The following is a 20,061-nucleotide window of genomic DNA, read 5'->3' as shown; positions in this document are numbered from 1 at the left end:
AATATATTTGAGCAAAACTTATCTTTTAATGAGTAACACTGTTTTTAAAATTTTTATTTTGCTATTTGGGCTAACAACATCATGTTATAGTCAAGATTTCTCATCTTTATGGCAAGGGCATTATTCCTATAATGATATTGTTGATGTGGTAAGTGGTGATCAAAAAATATATGCAGCCGCCCAAAATGCTGTGTTTAGATATGATACATCTACCAACGAATTAACTACAATCACCTCAGTAGAAGGACTCTCAGGTGAACAAATTACAACGATATATTACAGCTCGCTTTATCAATACCTACTTATTGGTTACGAAACAGGCTTAATAGAGGTGTATTCAGAAACTGAAAATTCGGTATTATCGGTGGTAGATATTTTAGAGAAGGTAAATATTACTCCGGTTAATAAACGAATCAACCATTTTTTTGAACATGAAGGACAAATTTATATTTCTACAGATTATGGCGTTTCTATTTATGATTTAGATCGTTTAGAGTTTGGAGATACTTATTTCTTAGGCAATGGTGGCGCTCAAGTTTCAGTAAAACAAGTCTCTATTTTAAATAATGACATATATGTAGCGTGTTTAAATGGTAATGGAATAAAAAAAGCGGACTTAAGTAATCCTAACTTAATAGATTATCAGCAATGGCAAACTGTGATTATTGGCAATTATCATACAATGCAAGCTATTAATAATAAATTGTATACCGTACGCGATAACAAAGTGTTGTATGAAATTAATGGCACAGCGATAAATACTTTATTTACATTACCGCAATTACCATTAGATGCTGATATGTCAGCAACGCATCTTGTATATGCCACGCAAAATGCAATTTATGTATATGATGAAAATATACAATTGGTTAATACCTTTCAACCTACCGAAGATTATGATACTAATTTTACTTCAGCTATTAGTTTAGATAACAATATCTACATCGGGACAGATGCTTTTGGTGTATTAAGTAATTCTATTTCGGTTGTGGGAGATTATATAGAGATTAAACCCAATGGCCCTTTATTTAATGAGACGTTTAGACTCAATGCAGAATCTGGTGTAGTATGGTCTAGCTTTGGGGATTATACTGAAGACTTAGTACCAGAGCCTTTACGAAAAAGAGGATTAAGTTATTACAGAAATGAGGCTTGGGAGAGTATTCCTTATGATAGCCTGTTTGGAGCGAGAAATTTAGCGCAAATTTCTATTAATCCGTTTATTCAAAACCAAGTCTTTGTGAGCTCATTTCATGATGGTCTCATAGAATTAAATAATTTTGAACCCACTGTTTTATATGAAGAAGATAATAGCGGATTAGAATCTTTAGTTTTAGAAGGTTCTCCTAATTATAAAAGTATTAGGGTTTCTGCAACACAATTTGATAGTAATGGTCTATTGTGGTCTATGAACTCGTTAGTATTTGAACCTTTAAAATCTTACGATCCTATTTCTGGTAGTTGGAAAAGTTATGACTTTTCGAGTATTATACAAGATGCTATTAGAGATGAATTTGGTTATTTTGATCTGGCCATTGATAATAATGGTACCAAATGGATTGGAGCATATACAAACGGAATTTATGCCTACAATGAATCTATAAGTGATACTCCTCTTAGAAATATTCGTACCGAGGAACAAGGCTTGCCATTTCCTAGAGTAAATGCCGTTGCTGTAGATAACAGAAATCAGCTTTGGGTTGGGACCTTTACAGGACTAAGAGTGCTTTATAATACTTCAGGGTTTTATGAGGATTCTAATCCCACCTTAAGTTCAATCATTATTTTAGAAGAAGGTATTGCTAAAGAATTGTTAGAAGGAGAAACCATCACTGATATTAAGGTTGATGGTTCTAATAATAAGTGGATAGGTACAGTAGATTCTGGTGTGTTTTATCTCTCACCAGATGGGCAAACAACGATATATCATTTTACTAAAGACAATTCTCCGTTGCCTTCTAATAGAATTAACGACATTTCTGTAGATGGCAATAATGGTATTGTTTATATCGCTACTATCAAGGGCTTATTGGCTTTTAAAGCTGGAGGTTCAAAAACAGCATCTAGCTTAGAAGATGCTTTTGTGTACCCAAATCCGGTACGGCCAGAATATGATATTCTTGGTTTTAACGACCTTAATGATATTAATAAAGGTGTAAAAATTAGTGGACTTACAGAACGTGTAAATATTAAAATCACGGACATAGAAGGGAACTTGGTAGCAGAAGCGCAATCTAACGTCAATTTAAGATCGTCTAATACCAGTTATAATTTTGCAATAGATGGTGGAACCGCTGTATGGAATGGTAAAAATCTAGGTAATAATGTGGTTAGAACAGGTGTTTACTTAATCTTAATTTCCGATTTAGATTCATTTGAAACTAAAGTGCTAAAAGTCTTAATTGTCCGTTAGAGCATGCTTTCAAAAAATAACAGCATTGTACTCTCTAAATTAAAATACAGAGACAACGACCTTATCGTAAAATGCTATACCGAGCAACGTGGTGTGGTGAGTTATCTGTTAAGAGGTGTTTTAAAATCTAAAAAAGGCCTTTCTAAAACGGTTTATTATCAAGAATTATCGCAATTGGAAATAGAGGAGAACTACAAACCCAATCAGTCGCTTCATTTTATAAAAGAAACCAAGTTTAACTACATTTATAAAAGCCTTCATACCAATATCTATAAAAGTGCGATTGTTTTGTTTATAGCCGAAATTCTTTCCAATGTTTTAAAGGAGGAAGAACAGAATACAGATCTATTTCATTTTTTATCAGCGGCATTACAATACCTAGACAATGAAGATCAGTTTGCTAACTTTCATTTATTGTTTCTTTTAAAGCTAACACGCTATTTAGGTTTTCTGCCAGAAAATTTAGATAATGACCACGCGTTTTTTAATTTAGAATCTGGAGTTTTTGAAGCATCTAATCATGGAATTTACTCTGTTTCAGGAGAAAATTTAACACTCTTAAAACGGTTGTTAGGCACAAGTTTTGATGCTTTACATACCTTGACAATTAGTTCGAGACAACGCCAAGAGTTTTTAAATATGCTCTTATATTATTTTGAATTACATTTGGGAAGTTTTAAAAAACCAAAATCATTACAAGTGCTCAACGAGGTATTTCGTTAGACAACTTTGCCGATACTAAACATTTGCCAATACTAAACATTAATGATAGTGAGTTCATATCTGAAGCGCATTAGTGTGCCTATTATTTTTATATTTCTTTTTTTGCGGCTGAGCACTGCTCAAACCATTACAGTGCTGGATGCCGAAAGTCTATTGCCAATTCCTGGTGTAGCTTTGGTGAATAAAAATAAAAGCAAAACAATTATTACTGATACTAAAGGCGAAGTGTCGTTGTCTATTTTTAACGCTAACGAAGTCATCTTTTTTAAGGATTTCTTATACGAAGAACAAGGCTTAACCAAATCTCAAATCGTGAAGAACAAAGGTGTTGTTTACCTCTTTCCTAAAGTAGAAGGTTTAGATCAAATATTAATTTCGGCCTCTAAATTTGAACAACATAAACGCGACATTCCGCAAACGATAGTTAATGTTAGTGCCAAAGATATTGTGCTTGCTAACCCTCAAACGAGTGCGGATTTATTAGAAGGTACAGGCCATATTTACATTCAGAAAAGTCAATTGGGAGGAGGAAGCCCTATGATTAGAGGCTTTTCTACAAATCGACTTTTAATTGCTGTCGATGGAGTGCGGATGAATAATGCTATTTTTAGAGGAGGAAATCTTCAGAATGTCATTTCAATAGATCCGTTTGCTGTGCAACATACAGAAGTGACACTTGGTGCAGGCTCTGTGGTATATGGTAGTGATGCTATTGGAGGAGTCATGAGTTTCTACACTAAAAAACCACAGTTTTCTGAAACCGATGCTTTAGATTTTAGTGCTACCGCTTTAACCCGATTTGCTACTGCAAATAAAGAAAAAACAGGTCATATAGATTTTAATTTGGGTTATCAAAGATGGGCCTTTCTAACCAGTGTTAGTTATACCGATTTTGATGATTTAAGAATGGGAAGTCATGGTCCGGATGATTATCTAAGAACGGAATATGTTACCCAAGCCAACGGTGAAGATCGTATTGTGGCTAATTCTAACCCTCAACTACAAACACCAACGGGTTACAATCAAATAAATTTGATGCAAAAGTTACGTTATAAGTCTTCAGAATACTTAGACTTAGATTTGGGCTTGTATTATTCTACCACATCCGATTATTCGCGGTACGATAGGTTAATCCGATATCGCGATGATGCGTTGCGTTCGGCAGAATGGAATTACGGACCACAGCAATGGTTTATGGGGAATTTTCAACTTACTAAACGAAGTAGTAGCTCTAATCTATACGATAAAATTCAGACGACTTTAGCCTTTCAGAATTTTAAAGAAAGTAGAGAGGATCGCGATTTTCAATCTGAAATACGATCCGTAAGGGCAGAGTCTGTTGATGCTATTTCTTTTAATCTAGATTTAGAAAAAAGCTTGAATTCAAAAACGAGTCTTTTCTATGGTGTAGAGTATTTGCATAATACGGTACACTCTAAGGGCCATGATTTAAATATAGAAACAGGTGCGCAAGAGGTGAGTGTTACACGCTATCCTGATGGTGCTACATGGCAGTCTATAGCGGCATATGCTAGTTTTAAATACAAGCCTCATCCCAAATTTGTGTTTCAGACGGGATTGCGGTTTAATCAGGTGATGGCAAAAGCGGATTTTACAGCTAATAATGTCTTTTTAAATTTACCTTTTGATGCCGCTGAGGTTAATACAGGAGCCTTAACAGGTACTGCTGGTATTACTTGGTCTCCAAGCGATTTTATACAATGGAAACTCAATGCCTCAACTGCATTTAGAGCTCCTAATATAGATGATATCGGTAAGGTGTTTGATAGTGAGCCAGGTGCTGTTGTGGTGCCTAATAAAGACTTAAAAGCGGAGTATGCTTATAGTGGTGAACTGGGGTTAAAACTTCAATTTAATAAACATATTATTTTAGATGTGGCTACTTATTACACGTTTCTAGACGAGGCTTTAATTAGAAGGGATTATGAACTTAATGGTGAAACCGAGCTTGTTTATAATGGAGAATTAAGCACTATTCAAGCCATACAGAATGCTTCTAAAGCTTGGATTTATGGTTTTGAAGCCGGCTTAGAACTTCACTTTTCAAAATATTTACAACTACGTTCGCAATACAATGTTATTGGAGGTACGGAGGATAATAATGGTGTTGAGGAACCTGTAAGACACGTCGCTCCAAATTTTGGACGTACCCATTTGCGTTGGAAAAAAAAGAAGGTGCTCTTAGATGCCTTTATGGTGTATAATAATGCATTATCATTTCAGCAATTATCACCTTCAGAAACGTCTAAAGATTATATTTATGCTTTAGATGCTAATGGTAATCCGTATGCGCCTGCTTGGCATACCTTTAATATTAGAACACAATATCAGTACAGTGATCAATTGAGTTTTACGGCTAGTTTAGAAAATATTACAGATCAACGTTACCGACCATATTCATCTGGTATCTCTGCGGCAGGTCGTAATTTTATTCTCGCTTTAAAATATACGCTTTAGTTCTTTAGTGTTTTTATTATAAGCCTTTTATATATGATGGTTATTTGCTTTTTAGCAAACCGAAATATTAACGGAGGTACATACGCATCCTAGACGGTTTATATCCGAGGGAGGCCTGGAGTAGATACGGGGAAGACCCGAAGTAAACACGGGTGAACCTCTCTTATCATTCCTATTTTATCCGAATATTACCTAAGGTCATTATGGGTGCACGCTTATGAAGCTTTGGTTGTGATTTTTGTTGCGACTTTACCACCCTGGCTTAAAACAAAATAAGCCGCATTATTTAAATACGACTTATTTCACAACATATATAGCATGTTTATTTAGTTCTGTTTAATCGCTTTTTTACTGATGACCTGTCCATTGGATAGGGTAATTTTAGCAATGTAAGTGGCGATACTTAATTTTGATAAATTATAAACCTCAGTAGAAGCATTGCCTTGTAAGCTGTAAATGATTCGTCCTGTAACGTCTATAATAGCCACGTGTTTTATGGTATGGGCATCGCCCACACTTATTTTAACATCTCCATTTTGTAATTCGGTAATGGTTACCTCATTAGAAGCGATAATGTTATCGTCTATAGACAGTGTGGTTGGTATAAACACAATTTCGAAACGCTCATTGAAGTCTCCTGCTTCTGAGGTAAAGGTGTAATCTGAGTTTTTAAGATTGTGTGTTGTGTTCGCTAATTTATCTTTAATATAGATGGCATTTTCTGTCATAAAAGCCCCTTGTAATTTATATATTGAAATGGTATACAACGTAGGTTCGTTTATGGTCGATGTAAAGCTTAATGGTATCACTTCATTTAGCGTTAAGCTATTTGGATCTTTACCTTGGATAACAAATTGTCTGCTATCTGAAGTTTGAAGACGCGAGTAAATAGCTGCATTAACTTCGGTAGATATATTGCGTTGTACATCGTAATACATACCATCATCACTGTCTGTTGCACCAGGCACATAAGCCATTAATATTTGATTAAATGCTCCGTTATCGGTATTAAAGTTTAACCATAATTTATTGTTTTCACTTGAGTTAGTGCCTCTAAAAAACAGATCGTTATTGCCGTTAACTCTCATACTGTTGTTAAATACGACATCGGCTGTTTTAACATCACCACTATGAACCGAAGCTGTTGCCGCATCATCCATAGTAACAAAGAAGGATTGACCAGACGGAATAAATCTATGAGGATCTACACCATCACCACCAGCCGTTTCACCAGAACCATTAATGATAGCGTAATCACTTTGTGCATAGTTTTGATTTTGATTTCCATTGGTTGTGTCAGATGCCGGAGTATCATGGGACCAGAAGAAAATCGCTCCGCTGAGTGCACCTGTAGTTTCACCCACGGCAGCATTTGCAGCCAAAAAGGCGTCTGCATCTACAGCAGAAGGGTAAGGGTTACCAACGAGATTCCAGTTGTTATCATTGGTTTCTGAATCGTTTCTATAAATAGGAATGTTGTAAATACCATTGTTAAAAGGTCCTTCAAAAACATAGTCTATTTGCGTTGGGAACGGTGCAAAATTATTTTGCGTTGCGGCATAGCCTACACCAGGTTGCATAATGGTAGCTCCATTAACATATAGCCAATCGTCACCATTATCATCAATATCGTCTTGGCCAGCCACGGTGGCTCCATTGTTGTTGGTCTCTGCAGTAGCATCTAAGAAATTTTGACCTAAGTAGGCGTATCGTCGTCCTGTATTGGCTTCTGCAAGTCCATCTCCAATGGTTTCGCCAAATACAGGTGCACTCCAGTACACGTACTCATGGCGCGACTCTAATACAGGTGTTTTTTTATACACTTGTATTTTGGTTTTATCTGATAAGACATTACCTGTTACGGTACCTGCGTTATTAACTTGTACAAAAGCGCCGTAAGGTTGCACTACTATGCTACCATCTACAACAAGATTGTTTTCTACTTTTACATAGGTATTGTCAGCAATTATTAATTCATTGCCCGCTGTAATTTCACAGCTACAAGCTTCGAAGCTTGTTTCTCCATCTGTAGTGACACCTGTGTCGTACGGGCCATTTATAACTACAAATTTATCGGAAGCGGGAGCTGTAGACCAAGTAGTGCCATCCCAAGAGGCTGTGACTGCGTCTAACTTTACAGCATTACTAGCTTTGAAACACGTAACGTCATCTTCTCTCACTTGGCAATAGAATTGATACTCTAAATAAGCTATAGGGTTTAAAATATCTAAAGTTGCTGTTGCTACATTATTAAAATCAGTATTATTAGGTACAGCTACAAATGTTGTTGTACTTGGTTCTAAATAAAACCATTGGTACGTTAGACCTGAGCCAGAAGGCACACCTTCAGTGCCCGTAACTCCTATTTGAATCGTGTTTAAACAATTAAATACAGGAGGTGTTAATACTGAAACCGATGGTGGTGTTGCTAAAGCAAAATCGTACACTCCAAAATTACTATAATCAGAATCGTTACAATCTGTCCAATCTGTAATATCCCAATCTGCAAGGTCAAACGTAGTGGATGGCAATGCACTTGCTGTATTAAGTCTGCTGAAATTAATACCGTTTTCACCTGTACCCAAACCGTTAGACCAATTATCGCTGCCAAAAACTCCAAAAACATCTATTGAAGTGGATGTGGAACTGTTATATAACTCTATTAAATCTGAACTATCATTTTTAAAGTTAATACCATTAGCACTATTAAAAGATTGGTGCGGAAGACTACCATCTAAACCTGCTGCTGTAAAATCACAGGATGATGTTCCGATACTAATAACGTGTATACCACCAGAAGCGATTGTTCCTGTTAAATTTAGAGTAGACGATGCAGAAGCATTTCCGTTATTAAACACTCGAATGCTGTAGTTGCTGAGGTTAATTGCTGATGCAGTACCGTTAAAAATTTCAACTAAAGACGAACTTCCGGTAGTTGCATCAGATATTTGGCTCATAAATAAATCCGTAGGCGGTGTCGATACAGCTGTAGTTTCACAGGTAGAAATATCATCACTTATAACGGTAAACGCATTTTCAGAAGAACAACCTGTAGAAAACAATACTGTAATGTCTCCGTCGGTAGATCCTTCTGGTAACAGTACAACTAACTCTGAAGCAGATGTAGATATTGAAGTCATCGCTAAACCATTAATAGTCGCCGTAGCCCCTGTGAGGTCATTAGCAGATGTAATCGTTATTTCTGTATTTTCAGGTCCTTCAGTCGGCCACACAGAGCTCGTTAAAACAGTGCTACAGACAGCAGAACCTTCGATGTCGAATATATAAGGGTCTTCGTCGCTATCTGAATTTTCTATACTTACTTGTGCGGTACGCACTCCATCTGAGGTTGGGTTAAACTCTACTCTGAATTCTGAGCTAGATCCTGAACCCACAGTTGCGCTAGGTTGCAAGGTGACGGTAAAATCACTTGCATGGGCACCGATAATTTCAACTTTTGGAGTCCCAGTTAAATTTAAAGTGGATGCTCCAATGTTTTCTATAAAAAAGGCTTTTTCAGGGCCTGTATCTCCCACGTTTGTTGAGGCAAACAATGTGTTGTTTAATCCGTATGGTGCGTTAAACCCATTTTCTATAGAGATATTATTTCCTTTAACATTAATCTCAGCATCAACCGGCTGTACGATATTAATGGTATAATCTTCAACTTCACCGTCAAAACTAGTTTCGCAAGGAGTTGGTGGGTCTATAGGATAATCTGTATCGTAGTATTTTGTAGAAACGCGCATTCTTGTTGCAGCTATAACAGCATTAGACGGTATTTCGATAGAGAGCGGACTTTCGTCTGTAGATCCATCTACGGCATTGTATGCTACACCTAAGTCGTAATCTTCATTAGCATCTGAAAAATCACCATCGTTGTTCCAGTCAAACCAAACCATTGTGGTTGTAAAGTATTCCCCATCGGTATTTACTCTCACTTCTAAATTATAAGTTTGCCCAATTGTAACTGTTGTAGATATGGCCGTATAATCTGAATAAGCGTTATCCGTATTATCCGAAGCATTATTGATAGTGTTGAATTGCACATTGTTGGTAAGTGTTAGGAAAGTGTCACCACCATCTCCATAGGAGTCGCAATAGGTTAACGACGGAGTTGCACATACTTCTACACCTTCTGTCCATGTGGTTCCTCGTCTAATAAATATTTTAAAACAATAATTAGTCCCATTGGTTAAACCCGTTATGGCTTTGGTGGAAGCGCTAGAGGTGGTTTCGTATACTAATTGATTTGCGCTTGCGTATACATCGTTGTCATTTCCGGTATATGCAGAACCGTCTCCAGTTGGTGTAAATGTTACCCCTCCTTGATTAGCAACGATGATTAATTGATCATAGCATGCCGTTGGTAAAGGGTTGTTCCAGTTTAGGGTTACTTGATTTGTTAATGGTGTTGCTGTAAGGTTGGTTATATCTCCTTGTGCTAAACCATTTGTCACCGTACTTCCGGCAGTGCCACCATTGGCCCATCCTGTTAGTGTTTCACCAACGTAAGCGTAAACTGTAAATGAATAGTTGTTATCTTCGGTTAAACCTGTAATTGTAGCTGTAGTGGCTGTTCCTTTATATACTACTCGCCCTAAAGATGCTGGTGTCACAGGTGTTGCTGCGGAAAAGTCTGTATTTGGAGTATAGGTGTTAGCGTCGTCTTTTGTACCTGTTGGGTCTGTACCACCATCTCTTGCAAATACCATATACCCTGTTGGAGTTATTCCAGATGCTGGTGCGTCCCAATTTAAAGTAACGGTTGTATCTTCAAAGCAACCTTCAATATTTCTTACGTTATTTGGCGCTTCGTTACTTAAATTTAACGTTACGGCATTAGAGGTGGTGTTCCCACAGATATTTGTAAGGATACAACGGTATTGGTTCCCATCCATTGGTGCAGATGTTGCTGCTGTGGTGTACGTATCTGTAGTGGCGCCAGACCCTCCGGTAACATTGGTCCATCCTGAGCCTGTATTCACTTGCCATTGGTAGCTGTCTGTGTCCGAAGAACTGACCGAGAATGTTGCTGTATCTGGTATAACTTCTATTTGGTTGGTAGGTTGCGTTAATGTTGGTACAGCATCTTCAATGACTACCGCGTAACTTAATGCATTATCTGACCAACAGGTACCAGCTGTATCATAAGCTCTTACATAGTAAGTGCCAGAAGTCGTTGCCGTGTAAGTTGCTGTAGCGTTGTAGGTTTCGTCGGTACCTGTAGGGCTTGTTTGCCAATAATTAATAGTCCCAGCTGCCGCAGTCCCAGAATAGCTTAAGGTTGTTGATGCACATGCCGGTGTGGTTCCTGTGATGCTTCCTATTGGGTCTGCTGGTGGTGAGCAGAGGCATGCTTCACCGGATAAAATGATATCGTCAACATAATAATATTCACCACCGTCTAATCCTACGGTTCTTAATTTGACTCTTATTTGTGTTTCTACATCAGCAATATTCACTATCCAAGGATTGGTACTAACAGTAGTAGGGTTGTAAGCATTTGTACTCCCCATATTTATATTAGCATTACTGTAGCCATCAACAAGTTGTTCTGAACCTGTTCCTGTCCAGGTTGTACCATTATCATAAGAAATCTCTAAATATAAGTCTTCATTAGAGTCAGCTCCATAAGAAGCAAAAGCAACATTTAAAGTTACATTCGTAAACGCACTTATATCTACATTTTCTGTAGTAAGATTATCACTACCATCTAATCGATAAGAAGCAGTGCCAAAATATTTATTCGCTGTCGAATTTACTGTTCCACCACCAGTGTAAGTGAAGTTATCTCCACTTTCAAAAGATAATGTTTTAAATGCTCCATTAACTCCATCATCATCAGTAACACTCAGTGTCGTTTCATCATCACTACCTGCTGCGGCACTATCTCCTCCAGCTACGTTTTGAAGCTCAAACGTATAATCGGTGCTATCGCTACAGTTGGTGTTGTCTGCAATAGTTACAGTAACACATTGTTGCGCAGTGCTACTGGCAGGAAACGTTATATTTTGTGTGGTGTACGACAAGTGTGGTGCAGTGCCCGACGTTAATACCACTTGTGCTGTGGTTGGCGTGGCGCTAGGATTGGTAATGTCTACACAAAGATCTACAGAAGTGCCGTCTTCGCTTTCGGTATAGGTTGTAGATGCAAAGTTGAGTGTTGTATCTGTAGAGGCCAAAAGTCCTTCAATTTTAGCATCATCTATAATCCACGTTTCGTTGCCTGAGTTATTTTTAAAAAGTATTCTTATTTTAAGATTAGTAACACTTGGTAAATCTGTAATTATAATTTCATTGATACCCGAATTTCCATCTCCTCCTGCTACAGATGTAAAGTAACCACTTGGGTTATAGATGTTAGATTCTGTAGAGCCTTGGCCAAAATGCCATAGTGCATTTCCCGACCCATTAACTTCAGCTTGTTGCGTCCATGTACTTCCTCCATCGTCACTAACCTCTACAATAACATAGTCACTACTGTCAGCACCATTTCCACTTGAACCTCCAAAAGAGGCTAGTTTAACTGAGAAGTCAATATCAGTGTATGATGATGTATTGACATTGCTAAATTCAATGGTTGTTGTTGCGTTTGTAACTTTTCTACCTTGAGAACCACTTACAAAGTTATCTTGTCCTGAAGGGTAAGGTCCTGTACCTGTAGCAATACTACCACCTGTAAAGGTCATAACGGGAGCGGTAGGTGTTGTTTCAAAATCTTGTTGTGCAATGGTTACTTGCCCAAAACCAGACAGGCTAAAACATAGGAATGCTATAAAAACGAGGGAGTATTTTTTTATCATCGGGATATAGAGGGATAATTAATCTGTTACTACCGTCCAAAGATATATTAAATAGTCTGTAGGTCAGTGTCTTGAAAAGTAGGTAATTATTAACAAATTGTTAAGATTTCTTACAAATTCTCTTTTAAGTACTTAAAATACCGATAAAATGTTAATATTGAACACGATGCCTTATTATAGCTTCCTTTTTATTTATAAGATTTAAACGGTGGTTGTTTTTACATTCTATTGTATTTTTGAAATGTATGGATGTGAAAAAAACATATACCGTAGACGAAGCCCAAAAGAAACTAGAGCATTATTGTGCCTACCAAGAGCGTTGCCATAAAGAGGTACGGCAGAAACTACGCGATATGCGTATGATTCCGGAAGCTATTGATGTTATTATGGTGCAGTTAATTTCTGATAATTTTTTGAATGAAGAACGCTTTGCTAAGGCCTTTGTAAGTGGGAAATTCAGAATTAAGAAATGGGGAAAAAACCGTTTGGTGCGCGAGTTAAAGTTTCGGGAAATTTCTAAATATAGTATTGATACCGCTTTAAAAGAAATTGATCTGGATGATTATTATAGCACCTTAGATGACTTGATACAAAAACGTATGGCTCAGGTTAAAGAGCCTAATGTGTATAAGAAGAAGAAAAAGGTCGCTGATTATTTGTTGTATCGTGGTTGGGAATCGGCTTTGGTTTATGAGAGGTTGAATGACTATTTTGGGTGATTGAGGGGGATAGGCATTAGGGATTAGGCATTAGGGATTAGGTATTAGGTTTGAGGTATTAGGTATTAGGTTTGAGGTATTAGGTATTAGGTATTAGGGATTAGGGGTTAGGTATTAGGTTTGAGAGGGTGAGTTTGAAATAAGGACGTTGATTTAGGGGGTTAATGTTCGTTCTGGGTTGGATTAGTTCTAAAAAAAAAGCCTTAACACGTGAATGAAAAGGCTTATTCTATTTGTTTTAGGCACTAGCTAATGGCTAATTGCTCAAGGTTTTATTATAGGTTGAAAACAGCACCGATATTTACCGTAAATTGATTGTGTATGTCAATGATTTCGTCTTTGTCGTACTTGGCTAATGGGAAATTAGCTTCTGTAAATACACCAAAACCTTCAGAAAAGAAATAACGTGCACCGACATGACCACCAAAGTTTTTAAGGCTGAGGTTTAATCCTGGGTAAAGGTCAAAGTTTTCGTCGATATTAAGAACGTTTCCTAAGTGCGCATTAAAACGCCCTTTTAAGTCGAAGCGATCTCCAAAATCTAAGTCTTCTATTCCATCAGCACCACCTAAGGCGTAAGATGAGGATACACCAACCGAGATATTTTCTCCTAAACCGTGATCGAAGCTTACATTAATACCTGAGGCGTGGTCTTGAAGATTAGCACCCACTTGGAATTTTTGATCTCCTTCTCCCATAAAAGCTTGTGCATTACCAAAACTAAAGGCAAGTAAAGCGACAACTAGTAAAATATTTTTCATGTTTTTCATTTTAAAAATAAGGGTCAAATATACAAATTGTATTTCATTTACTGTCAGAAATTTAATTGAACCGATTTGTGTTTGCAATGGCTTTTTTGTTTTTCCAGTCAATCCATTTTTGTCCTTTGAGGCGTCGCATAACATTATCGAAGTTGCGCATAATCAACAGGTTGTAAATGGCTTTGCTGAGGTTTTTAGGATTTCGGGCAATAGCACGCAAACTCATAGAAAATCCTGGTGTAATGTAACGCATGTAATGCCAATAGCCTTCTGGCATATAGAGGACTTCTCCGTGGTTTAATTCGCAGGTCCAGCCTTTTGCTTTTTTTAGCGCTGGCCATTTTTTTAAATCGGGATTTGCGAAATCAATATCCTCTCTCGTAATTAAAGCGTGTGGTACTTTATAGAGGTATTTGGTTTGGTCTTGGTCGAATAATATGCATTGTTTTTGACCTTCAAAATGAAAATGAAAGATATTGGCAAGGTCGATATCGTAATGCATAAAGGTGTAAGAATCGCGTCCGCCAAAGAATAGCATAGGAAGCTTTTTCATGAGTCGGAGTCCAAAATCTGGAAACTTAAAATCTTTTTGAAGTTGTGGTACTTCTTTTAAAATGTTCCATAAGAAAATGCGGTATCTGGTAGGTTCGCGTTGAAGTAAATCTACGTAATCGCTCATTTTCATTTCGGCATGGGCTTGGTTAAAGCCGTCTTTATAATCTACAGGTCTGTCGTCGTACAGCGGAACGGTTTTGTCGCCTGCAATGGTTTTGATGTAATCTAAACTCCATTTTGAATATGCTGGCCAATCTTCGATACAATGCTCTATCACCACAGGTTTTTGTGGTTTGAAGTAATGGGTTATAAAATCCTCTTTTGTAATGGTTTTTACGCGAGGTATGTCTTGAAGATTTAATTGCAACAGTTAAAACTTTAGAAGGCCAAAGTTAAGAAAACGTTACCAATTGGTTTAAATTGTATGATAAAAAATAACTTATTACTGATTAGTAAATCCTATAGCGAAAAGATAAAACTGTATAAAAAGTTAAGATTTTGTCAATCTGAATTTGTTTCAGATTCTAAAAAAAATAAAATGAGTTCATTGAGATTCTGAAACGAGTTCAGAATGACAGACTATCATAATTTTCAGACAACCTCTTGTATTTATAATAATATTTTATTTTTTGTCTAAAAATCCTTGCCTCAGTATTTCTTTTATACCTTCAATATTATCTGTAAAGTCAGCCATTTGTGCTATAATTTGCGACATTTGGTTTTGTCCACCTAGACTATTCAACTTATTGTTTTTTGCAAAAATCACTTTAATGTCTTCCCAACGCTGTTGCTCTTCTTCGGTTAGCGAATTGCTTAATTCCTTAAACTTTAAGAGGTTGGCTTCTGCAGCGCTAGTTAAAGTTTGTGATTCGTTTTCGTAATGCGATAATACTGAGGTTTGCAATTCTTTATCATCCATTATAGGCACTACTTTGGCAACCAACTTATTCATGTCTCTGTACGATCCTTGTAGCTTAAAGCTAGGTTCTGTGCGATAACTGTCTTCCATACCAGCACTGGCAATATAGGTTTCGTTAACCTTGAGGACTGTGTTTCTTATTTTAATGACTTTTTCAATCACAGAAACATAATCGGCAACCTCTTGGTTACTATGATTGCCCTTAAGTTCTGCGTCTGCTGTGTTATGCTGTACACGGTCAATTAAGGTGTACACATCATCAAAATATTTGGTGCTTAATTGTTGTAAAACAGGATTGCTTGTTAAGGCATTTTCGATAAGGCTTAACTCAAACAAATGGGCTGTATCTCCGATAATGTCACCCAAATTATAGATGTCTGCACGGTTGGCAAGCATATCTGGAATTTGGAATTTTTCTCCACTCTCTGTATACGGATTACCAGCCATAATCACACAAAACTTCTTACTTCTTAAATCGTAAGTTTTAGGTTTACCTTGGTAAACGCCTTCAATTTTACGTGTACCATCAGATAGACTGATAAACTTCTGTAAAAACTCAGGATTGCAATGCTGAATATCGTCTAAATACAGCATCACATTATCACCCATTTCAAAAGCTAAGTTTAATTTTTTAAGCTCTTCTCTGGCAGCAGAATTATTTGCAGCTTCAGGATCTACAGAGGTAACTTCGTGGCCTATGGCAGGACCATTAATTTTCATAAATATTAAGCCAAGTCTATTGGCTACATATTCCATTAAAGTCGTTTTACCATAACCAGGTGGTGAAATTAGTAACAATAGACCCATTCGGTCTATACGCTTGGTATCTCCAATTGTACCTAATTGCTTTGCTAAATTATCTCCAATAAGTGGGAAATACACCTGATTAATAAGTTTGTTTCTAACGAAAGAACTTAGTACGCGAGGTTTAAATTCATCTAATCTCAATTGTTCCTTGAGTTGTTCTATAACCTCATGTTTAGCCGATTTAAAAGCTGAAAATGCAGGAACTTTTACACTATTAAAATGCTCTAGTTCTTCAGAGAATTTATGATAGCTAAATTGAAAGGTGCCATCAATAGTACTAGGATGAACGCCTTTTAAATCTTTAATTTCAGTTTCTGCAACAGCAGTATTAGAAGCGCTATCGTTTTTATACAAAATACAAGCCACACATTCATTTACATAAGGAACCAACGTGTTTTTATTTGCCTTTGCAAATGCCGAAACCCAATGCTTTACCAATTCTATGCGATCTTTTTGTGTGGCACTATCGTTAAGACGTTGTTTGAATTTTTCGGTAGCTTTTTGCGCTTTTAATTCCTTTTCAAAAGCATCTTTTAATTTTATAGCTTCGCTACTAACCGTAAATGTGTCATTGTCTTTGAGTTCGTTAAAAAGATATTCGGCAATAGTTTTGGCACTACTAGCCTCAATTTTTCTTGAAGTTTCAATGTCTTCAGCTAACGCATCAATGATAAAATCATATTCCTTACTGTTTGGAAAAACAGCCAAAACTTCACCAGCACTTTTTAAATCATGATTATATGCTTTTAGGCTTTCTTCTGAAAGATTATTCCAGAAAAATTGTGCTTCGGCTCGTACGTTTGGTGGGTAGATTAATAGATCTAATTCCTGATGTTTTTGTAAAAGAACCTTTAGGAATTTTGTGGCATCAAAATCATGAACACCTTTAACATAACCACCTGAATAATCACCACTAATGTAATCTTGTACATGGCTGAGTAACTCAGCATCATTTAGTTTATTTAGCGCTGTTTTATCACCAGTAGAGAACATCTTGTAGGCAAGGTATGCAGCTCTATAGACTTGTTGGTCTTCAGAAATTAATTCTTGATTCCAAATGTCCTTTGAGTTGTTAAGTACATCATGATTTAGTTTTTGATAAAAATCGGTACCTGTTAGATGATAGTATAATTCATCATTTTTAAAAACGATGGTTACATCTAGTTGCTGCTTATTAACACCAAACTTGTGCTTTCCTAATTTTATAACGTTGTCTCCATCTTCGTAGAGTTCGTTTTTATCTTTTAGTTTTCGTAATGCATCTTCACGCGCGACTTTAAGTGCTGTTTCTATGGCTTCAGATTTACCAATATCGCCAAGGTCTTTTAATTGACCAATGATGTCTCGTACCTTATTTATCATAAGGTCACTGGCAAAATAGCCATTTATAGCAGCAATATCTTCTAAAGATTGTGCCTTTTTTTGTGCACCATTTATAATGCGTTGCGCAGCATTTTGTAAGGCAATTGTTTTTTTATTTCGAGCTTCTACAAGGCTAGATTTGCGATTATCAAAAGCCGAATAAACCTCTTCTCGTTTTTCTATGATTTCTGAAATGTAATCTTCAAAATCTGAAAATTTGCCTTCTAATTCTTCAAGTTGAATAGAAACCTTCGTGAGAAATTCATCACATTTTTCAGGTGTGTTGGCAATATCAATATAGTTGATGATACTTTGGTCAATAAGTTTGAGTTGCGCAGTAAAATCGGCCTGCGCTTCTTTTTTGCCAACAGCTTTTAATTTGTTTTTTATTGCTGCTTTAACCTGATTAATTGTCGCAAAAATCAAAGAGATATTCTCAATAATTTTAGTGGAGTGTGAGGTGTCTTCAATATCGAGATTTGATACAATGTCGATAAGCAGCTCTAAATCTTCTGCAATTTTATTGACCTCTTCCTCTAAGGCTTTTATCTCTATGACCTTTTTTAACTCCTCTAGTGTGTTTTGCTTTTCGTTAATAGCATTGTGATACGGCTCTAAAGCTTTATCATCTAAAAGAAATGTTGTTGCACGCCTAGAAATGGTGTCGTTTTGCTCTAAGATTTGGGTTTCAATGCCTTTAATGAAATCATGATCTACATAACGAACTTCGTACAATCCAATAGCCTCACCTCTAATAGAACGCAATTGTGTTAGCAGATTTACAAAATCGTTAATAGATTTAAAAGATGTACTTTTTATCTTACTGAATAACTCTTCTGACTTCTTAGAAATAGAAAGGGTTTCTTGCTCAGCTTGTTTGCGTAATTGTTTTACCTTTTCAAATTCATCTATAGCAGCATTAGAGGCTTTGTTGATTTCAGCCAAAGGTATATTTAGTTGTTGGGTTTCTTCTTTAGAAATCCAATAATAAGCATCTAAAATGTCTTTAGATACTCGTGCAATATCATCATACAACCCGTCATAACTATCTTCTTTATTGAGTAGAGTGATAAGTTCATTCGTTTCGGCCATGGCCTTAACAATATCCTTATTCCCAATTTTGTAAAGTAACGTGTCTTGATGCTCAGAAGGCATAATATCGCCTTTTAAATATGGTGTTTGCCATATTTGCATCATATGATGTTTGGTTTGTTCTTCTTCAGTGCGGAAATAACACAGTTCACCATTATCTAAAATTGTAAATCCATTACAGATAATAGGTGTTTTGACTTCCTGCTCAATAACGTTGTAAGACATTAAAACATAAACACCCTCCTTAGGATCGTAGTAAATATAAAGATGATCTTCTCCGTTAGGTGAGGTTATTTTTTGTTGAAATTTTAATTGATACGTTGTGTTTGAAAACACATTGTATTCACCAGTTTGTAGATAGTATCCACTTGGGAAAATAATACCTTGATCGTCTGGTAACAAAACAGCAGATTGTGCAATGGAATCCACTTTTTCAACAACTTTAAGTTTATGGTTGTAAACAAAATATCGTGGTTGTTCTTGAAATGGTTTTATTTCTAAAACAATAAGATTTCCCAAATCGGCATAACGATATTGACCATCATCTAGTGTTTGATCTTTATGCTCAACATCTTCACTGTAAATACCTTTGCCGTCGTCTGTGTTATCTTCGACTTTAATAGTTAAATCTCCACCAATAGTTTCTACAAAAACCTTATCTAATATAGAAACGTGTGCATGTTTTCCATTGCGTTGATGATCACGACCTGCTTCATTCCAGATAAAATCGTATTGCTTAGGGTATTTGTATTCGTGCTCGCTACGATTATCTACATATTCTAAAGTATTACCATTAATAAGCCATTTGAATGTTTTTATATCCGAAACCGATTCGCTTAACTGAAATACCATGTGGAGGTAATTCCCAATAATGGCAAACTTTGAAAAAATGGTATTTCGATAATATTTATATAGATTTTCGAAGTCGTTTTTAAACACAGGATCATCAATAATTTGTAATCCTGTCGGACTTTCTTCAAACCTGAAAGAATCATCGTGTCGCTGAAACTGATAAACACTAAAAACATCACTCAAAGAAATAGACGTACGCAGTCCAAAATGTACGTTATACCCAAATAAGCTTTGGTTTTCTATAGATACGATATCTCTGGCAATACAGTTGTTCTCCGTATTGATACGATCGTTAGCAATAAGTTGTGTTTCTAGGGATCCAAAAACGGTTTTACGCGCTTCGTTAAGGCGATGTAAACGGTTTTGTAAATCGTTTTTTTGCTTTAGTAAACGACTCTGAATGATTTCGTAAGTTCCAGAATCTAAAGCTGTGTTATCATCAGTTTGGTTGTCTGCCATTTTTTATAAAAGTTCTTTATAGTACATTCAAAATATCATCATAAATTTGATGTCTGGTCGAGCCCTTCGTCTGCGCTCAGGATAAACTAAAGTCGCGACCTAATAATGTTTAAAA

Annotated in this window: 8 protein-coding genes; 4 read left to right on the top strand and 4 right to left on the bottom strand. The window is 36.4% G+C overall.

Annotation, left to right across the window (positions count from 1 at the left end):
- The first annotated feature begins 28 nt into the window (after positions 1 to 28).
- Genes porZ through C8N41_RS01855 form a run of 3 tightly spaced genes read left to right on the top strand, consistent with a single transcriptional unit; the run spans position 29 to position 5,614 of the window.
- Positions 29 to 2,413: a type IX secretion system anionic LPS delivery protein PorZ gene (porZ, locus tag C8N41_RS01865; protein ID WP_115838012.1), complete on the top strand. Its 2,385-nt coding sequence runs from the start codon at positions 29 to 31 to the stop codon at positions 2,411 to 2,413.
- Positions 2,414 to 2,416: 3 nt separating this feature from the next.
- A complete protein-coding gene (gene recO, locus C8N41_RS01860) occupies positions 2,417 to 3,136 on the top strand; it encodes a DNA repair protein RecO (RefSeq protein ID WP_115838011.1) in 720 nt (239 codons plus the stop codon).
- A 42-nt stretch (positions 3,137 to 3,178) separates the two neighbouring features.
- Positions 3,179 to 5,614, top strand: coding sequence for a TonB-dependent receptor plug domain-containing protein (locus C8N41_RS01855; RefSeq protein ID WP_115838010.1), 2,436 nt, complete (start codon positions 3,179 to 3,181; stop codon positions 5,612 to 5,614).
- A gap of 326 nt (positions 5,615 to 5,940) precedes the next feature.
- On the opposite strand, the gene C8N41_RS01850 is transcribed toward C8N41_RS01855, so the two are convergent.
- Complete coding sequence (locus C8N41_RS01850) at positions 5,941 to 12,420, bottom strand: GEVED domain-containing protein (RefSeq protein ID WP_115838009.1); 6,480 nt, start codon at positions 12,418 to 12,420, stop codon at positions 5,941 to 5,943.
- Between the two features lie 245 nt (positions 12,421 to 12,665).
- On the opposite strand from C8N41_RS01850, the gene C8N41_RS01845 reads away from it, so the two are divergent.
- Complete coding sequence (locus C8N41_RS01845; protein ID WP_115838008.1) at positions 12,666 to 13,139, top strand: regulatory protein RecX; 474 nt, start codon at positions 12,666 to 12,668, stop codon at positions 13,137 to 13,139.
- Between the two features lie 275 nt (positions 13,140 to 13,414).
- On the opposite strand, the gene C8N41_RS01840 is transcribed toward C8N41_RS01845, so the two are convergent.
- From C8N41_RS01840 to C8N41_RS01830, 3 genes are all read right to left on the bottom strand, one after another.
- Entirely contained in the window at positions 13,415 to 13,900 is a 486-nt protein-coding gene (locus tag C8N41_RS01840) for a DUF6646 family protein (RefSeq protein WP_092447777.1), read from the bottom strand.
- Positions 13,901 to 13,961: 61 nt separating this feature from the next.
- Positions 13,962 to 14,822 (bottom strand): cupin-like domain-containing protein, encoded by an 861-nt coding sequence (locus C8N41_RS01835; RefSeq protein ID WP_115838007.1) that lies wholly within the window; start codon positions 14,820 to 14,822, stop codon positions 13,962 to 13,964.
- Positions 14,823 to 15,077: 255 nt separating this feature from the next.
- Positions 15,078 to 19,946 carry a DNA repair ATPase gene (locus C8N41_RS01830; RefSeq protein ID WP_115838006.1) on the bottom strand — a complete coding sequence of 1,623 codons (4,869 nt, stop codon included), beginning with the start codon at positions 19,944 to 19,946 and terminating at the stop codon, positions 15,078 to 15,080.
- Positions 19,947 to 20,061: the final 115 nt, after the last annotated feature.

The sequence above is a fragment of the Winogradskyella sediminis genome, assembly GCF_003387355.1.
Lineage (GTDB): Bacteria > Bacteroidota > Bacteroidia > Flavobacteriales > Flavobacteriaceae > Winogradskyella > Winogradskyella sediminis.
This window is presented reverse-complemented; position numbering and strand designations above follow the sequence as displayed.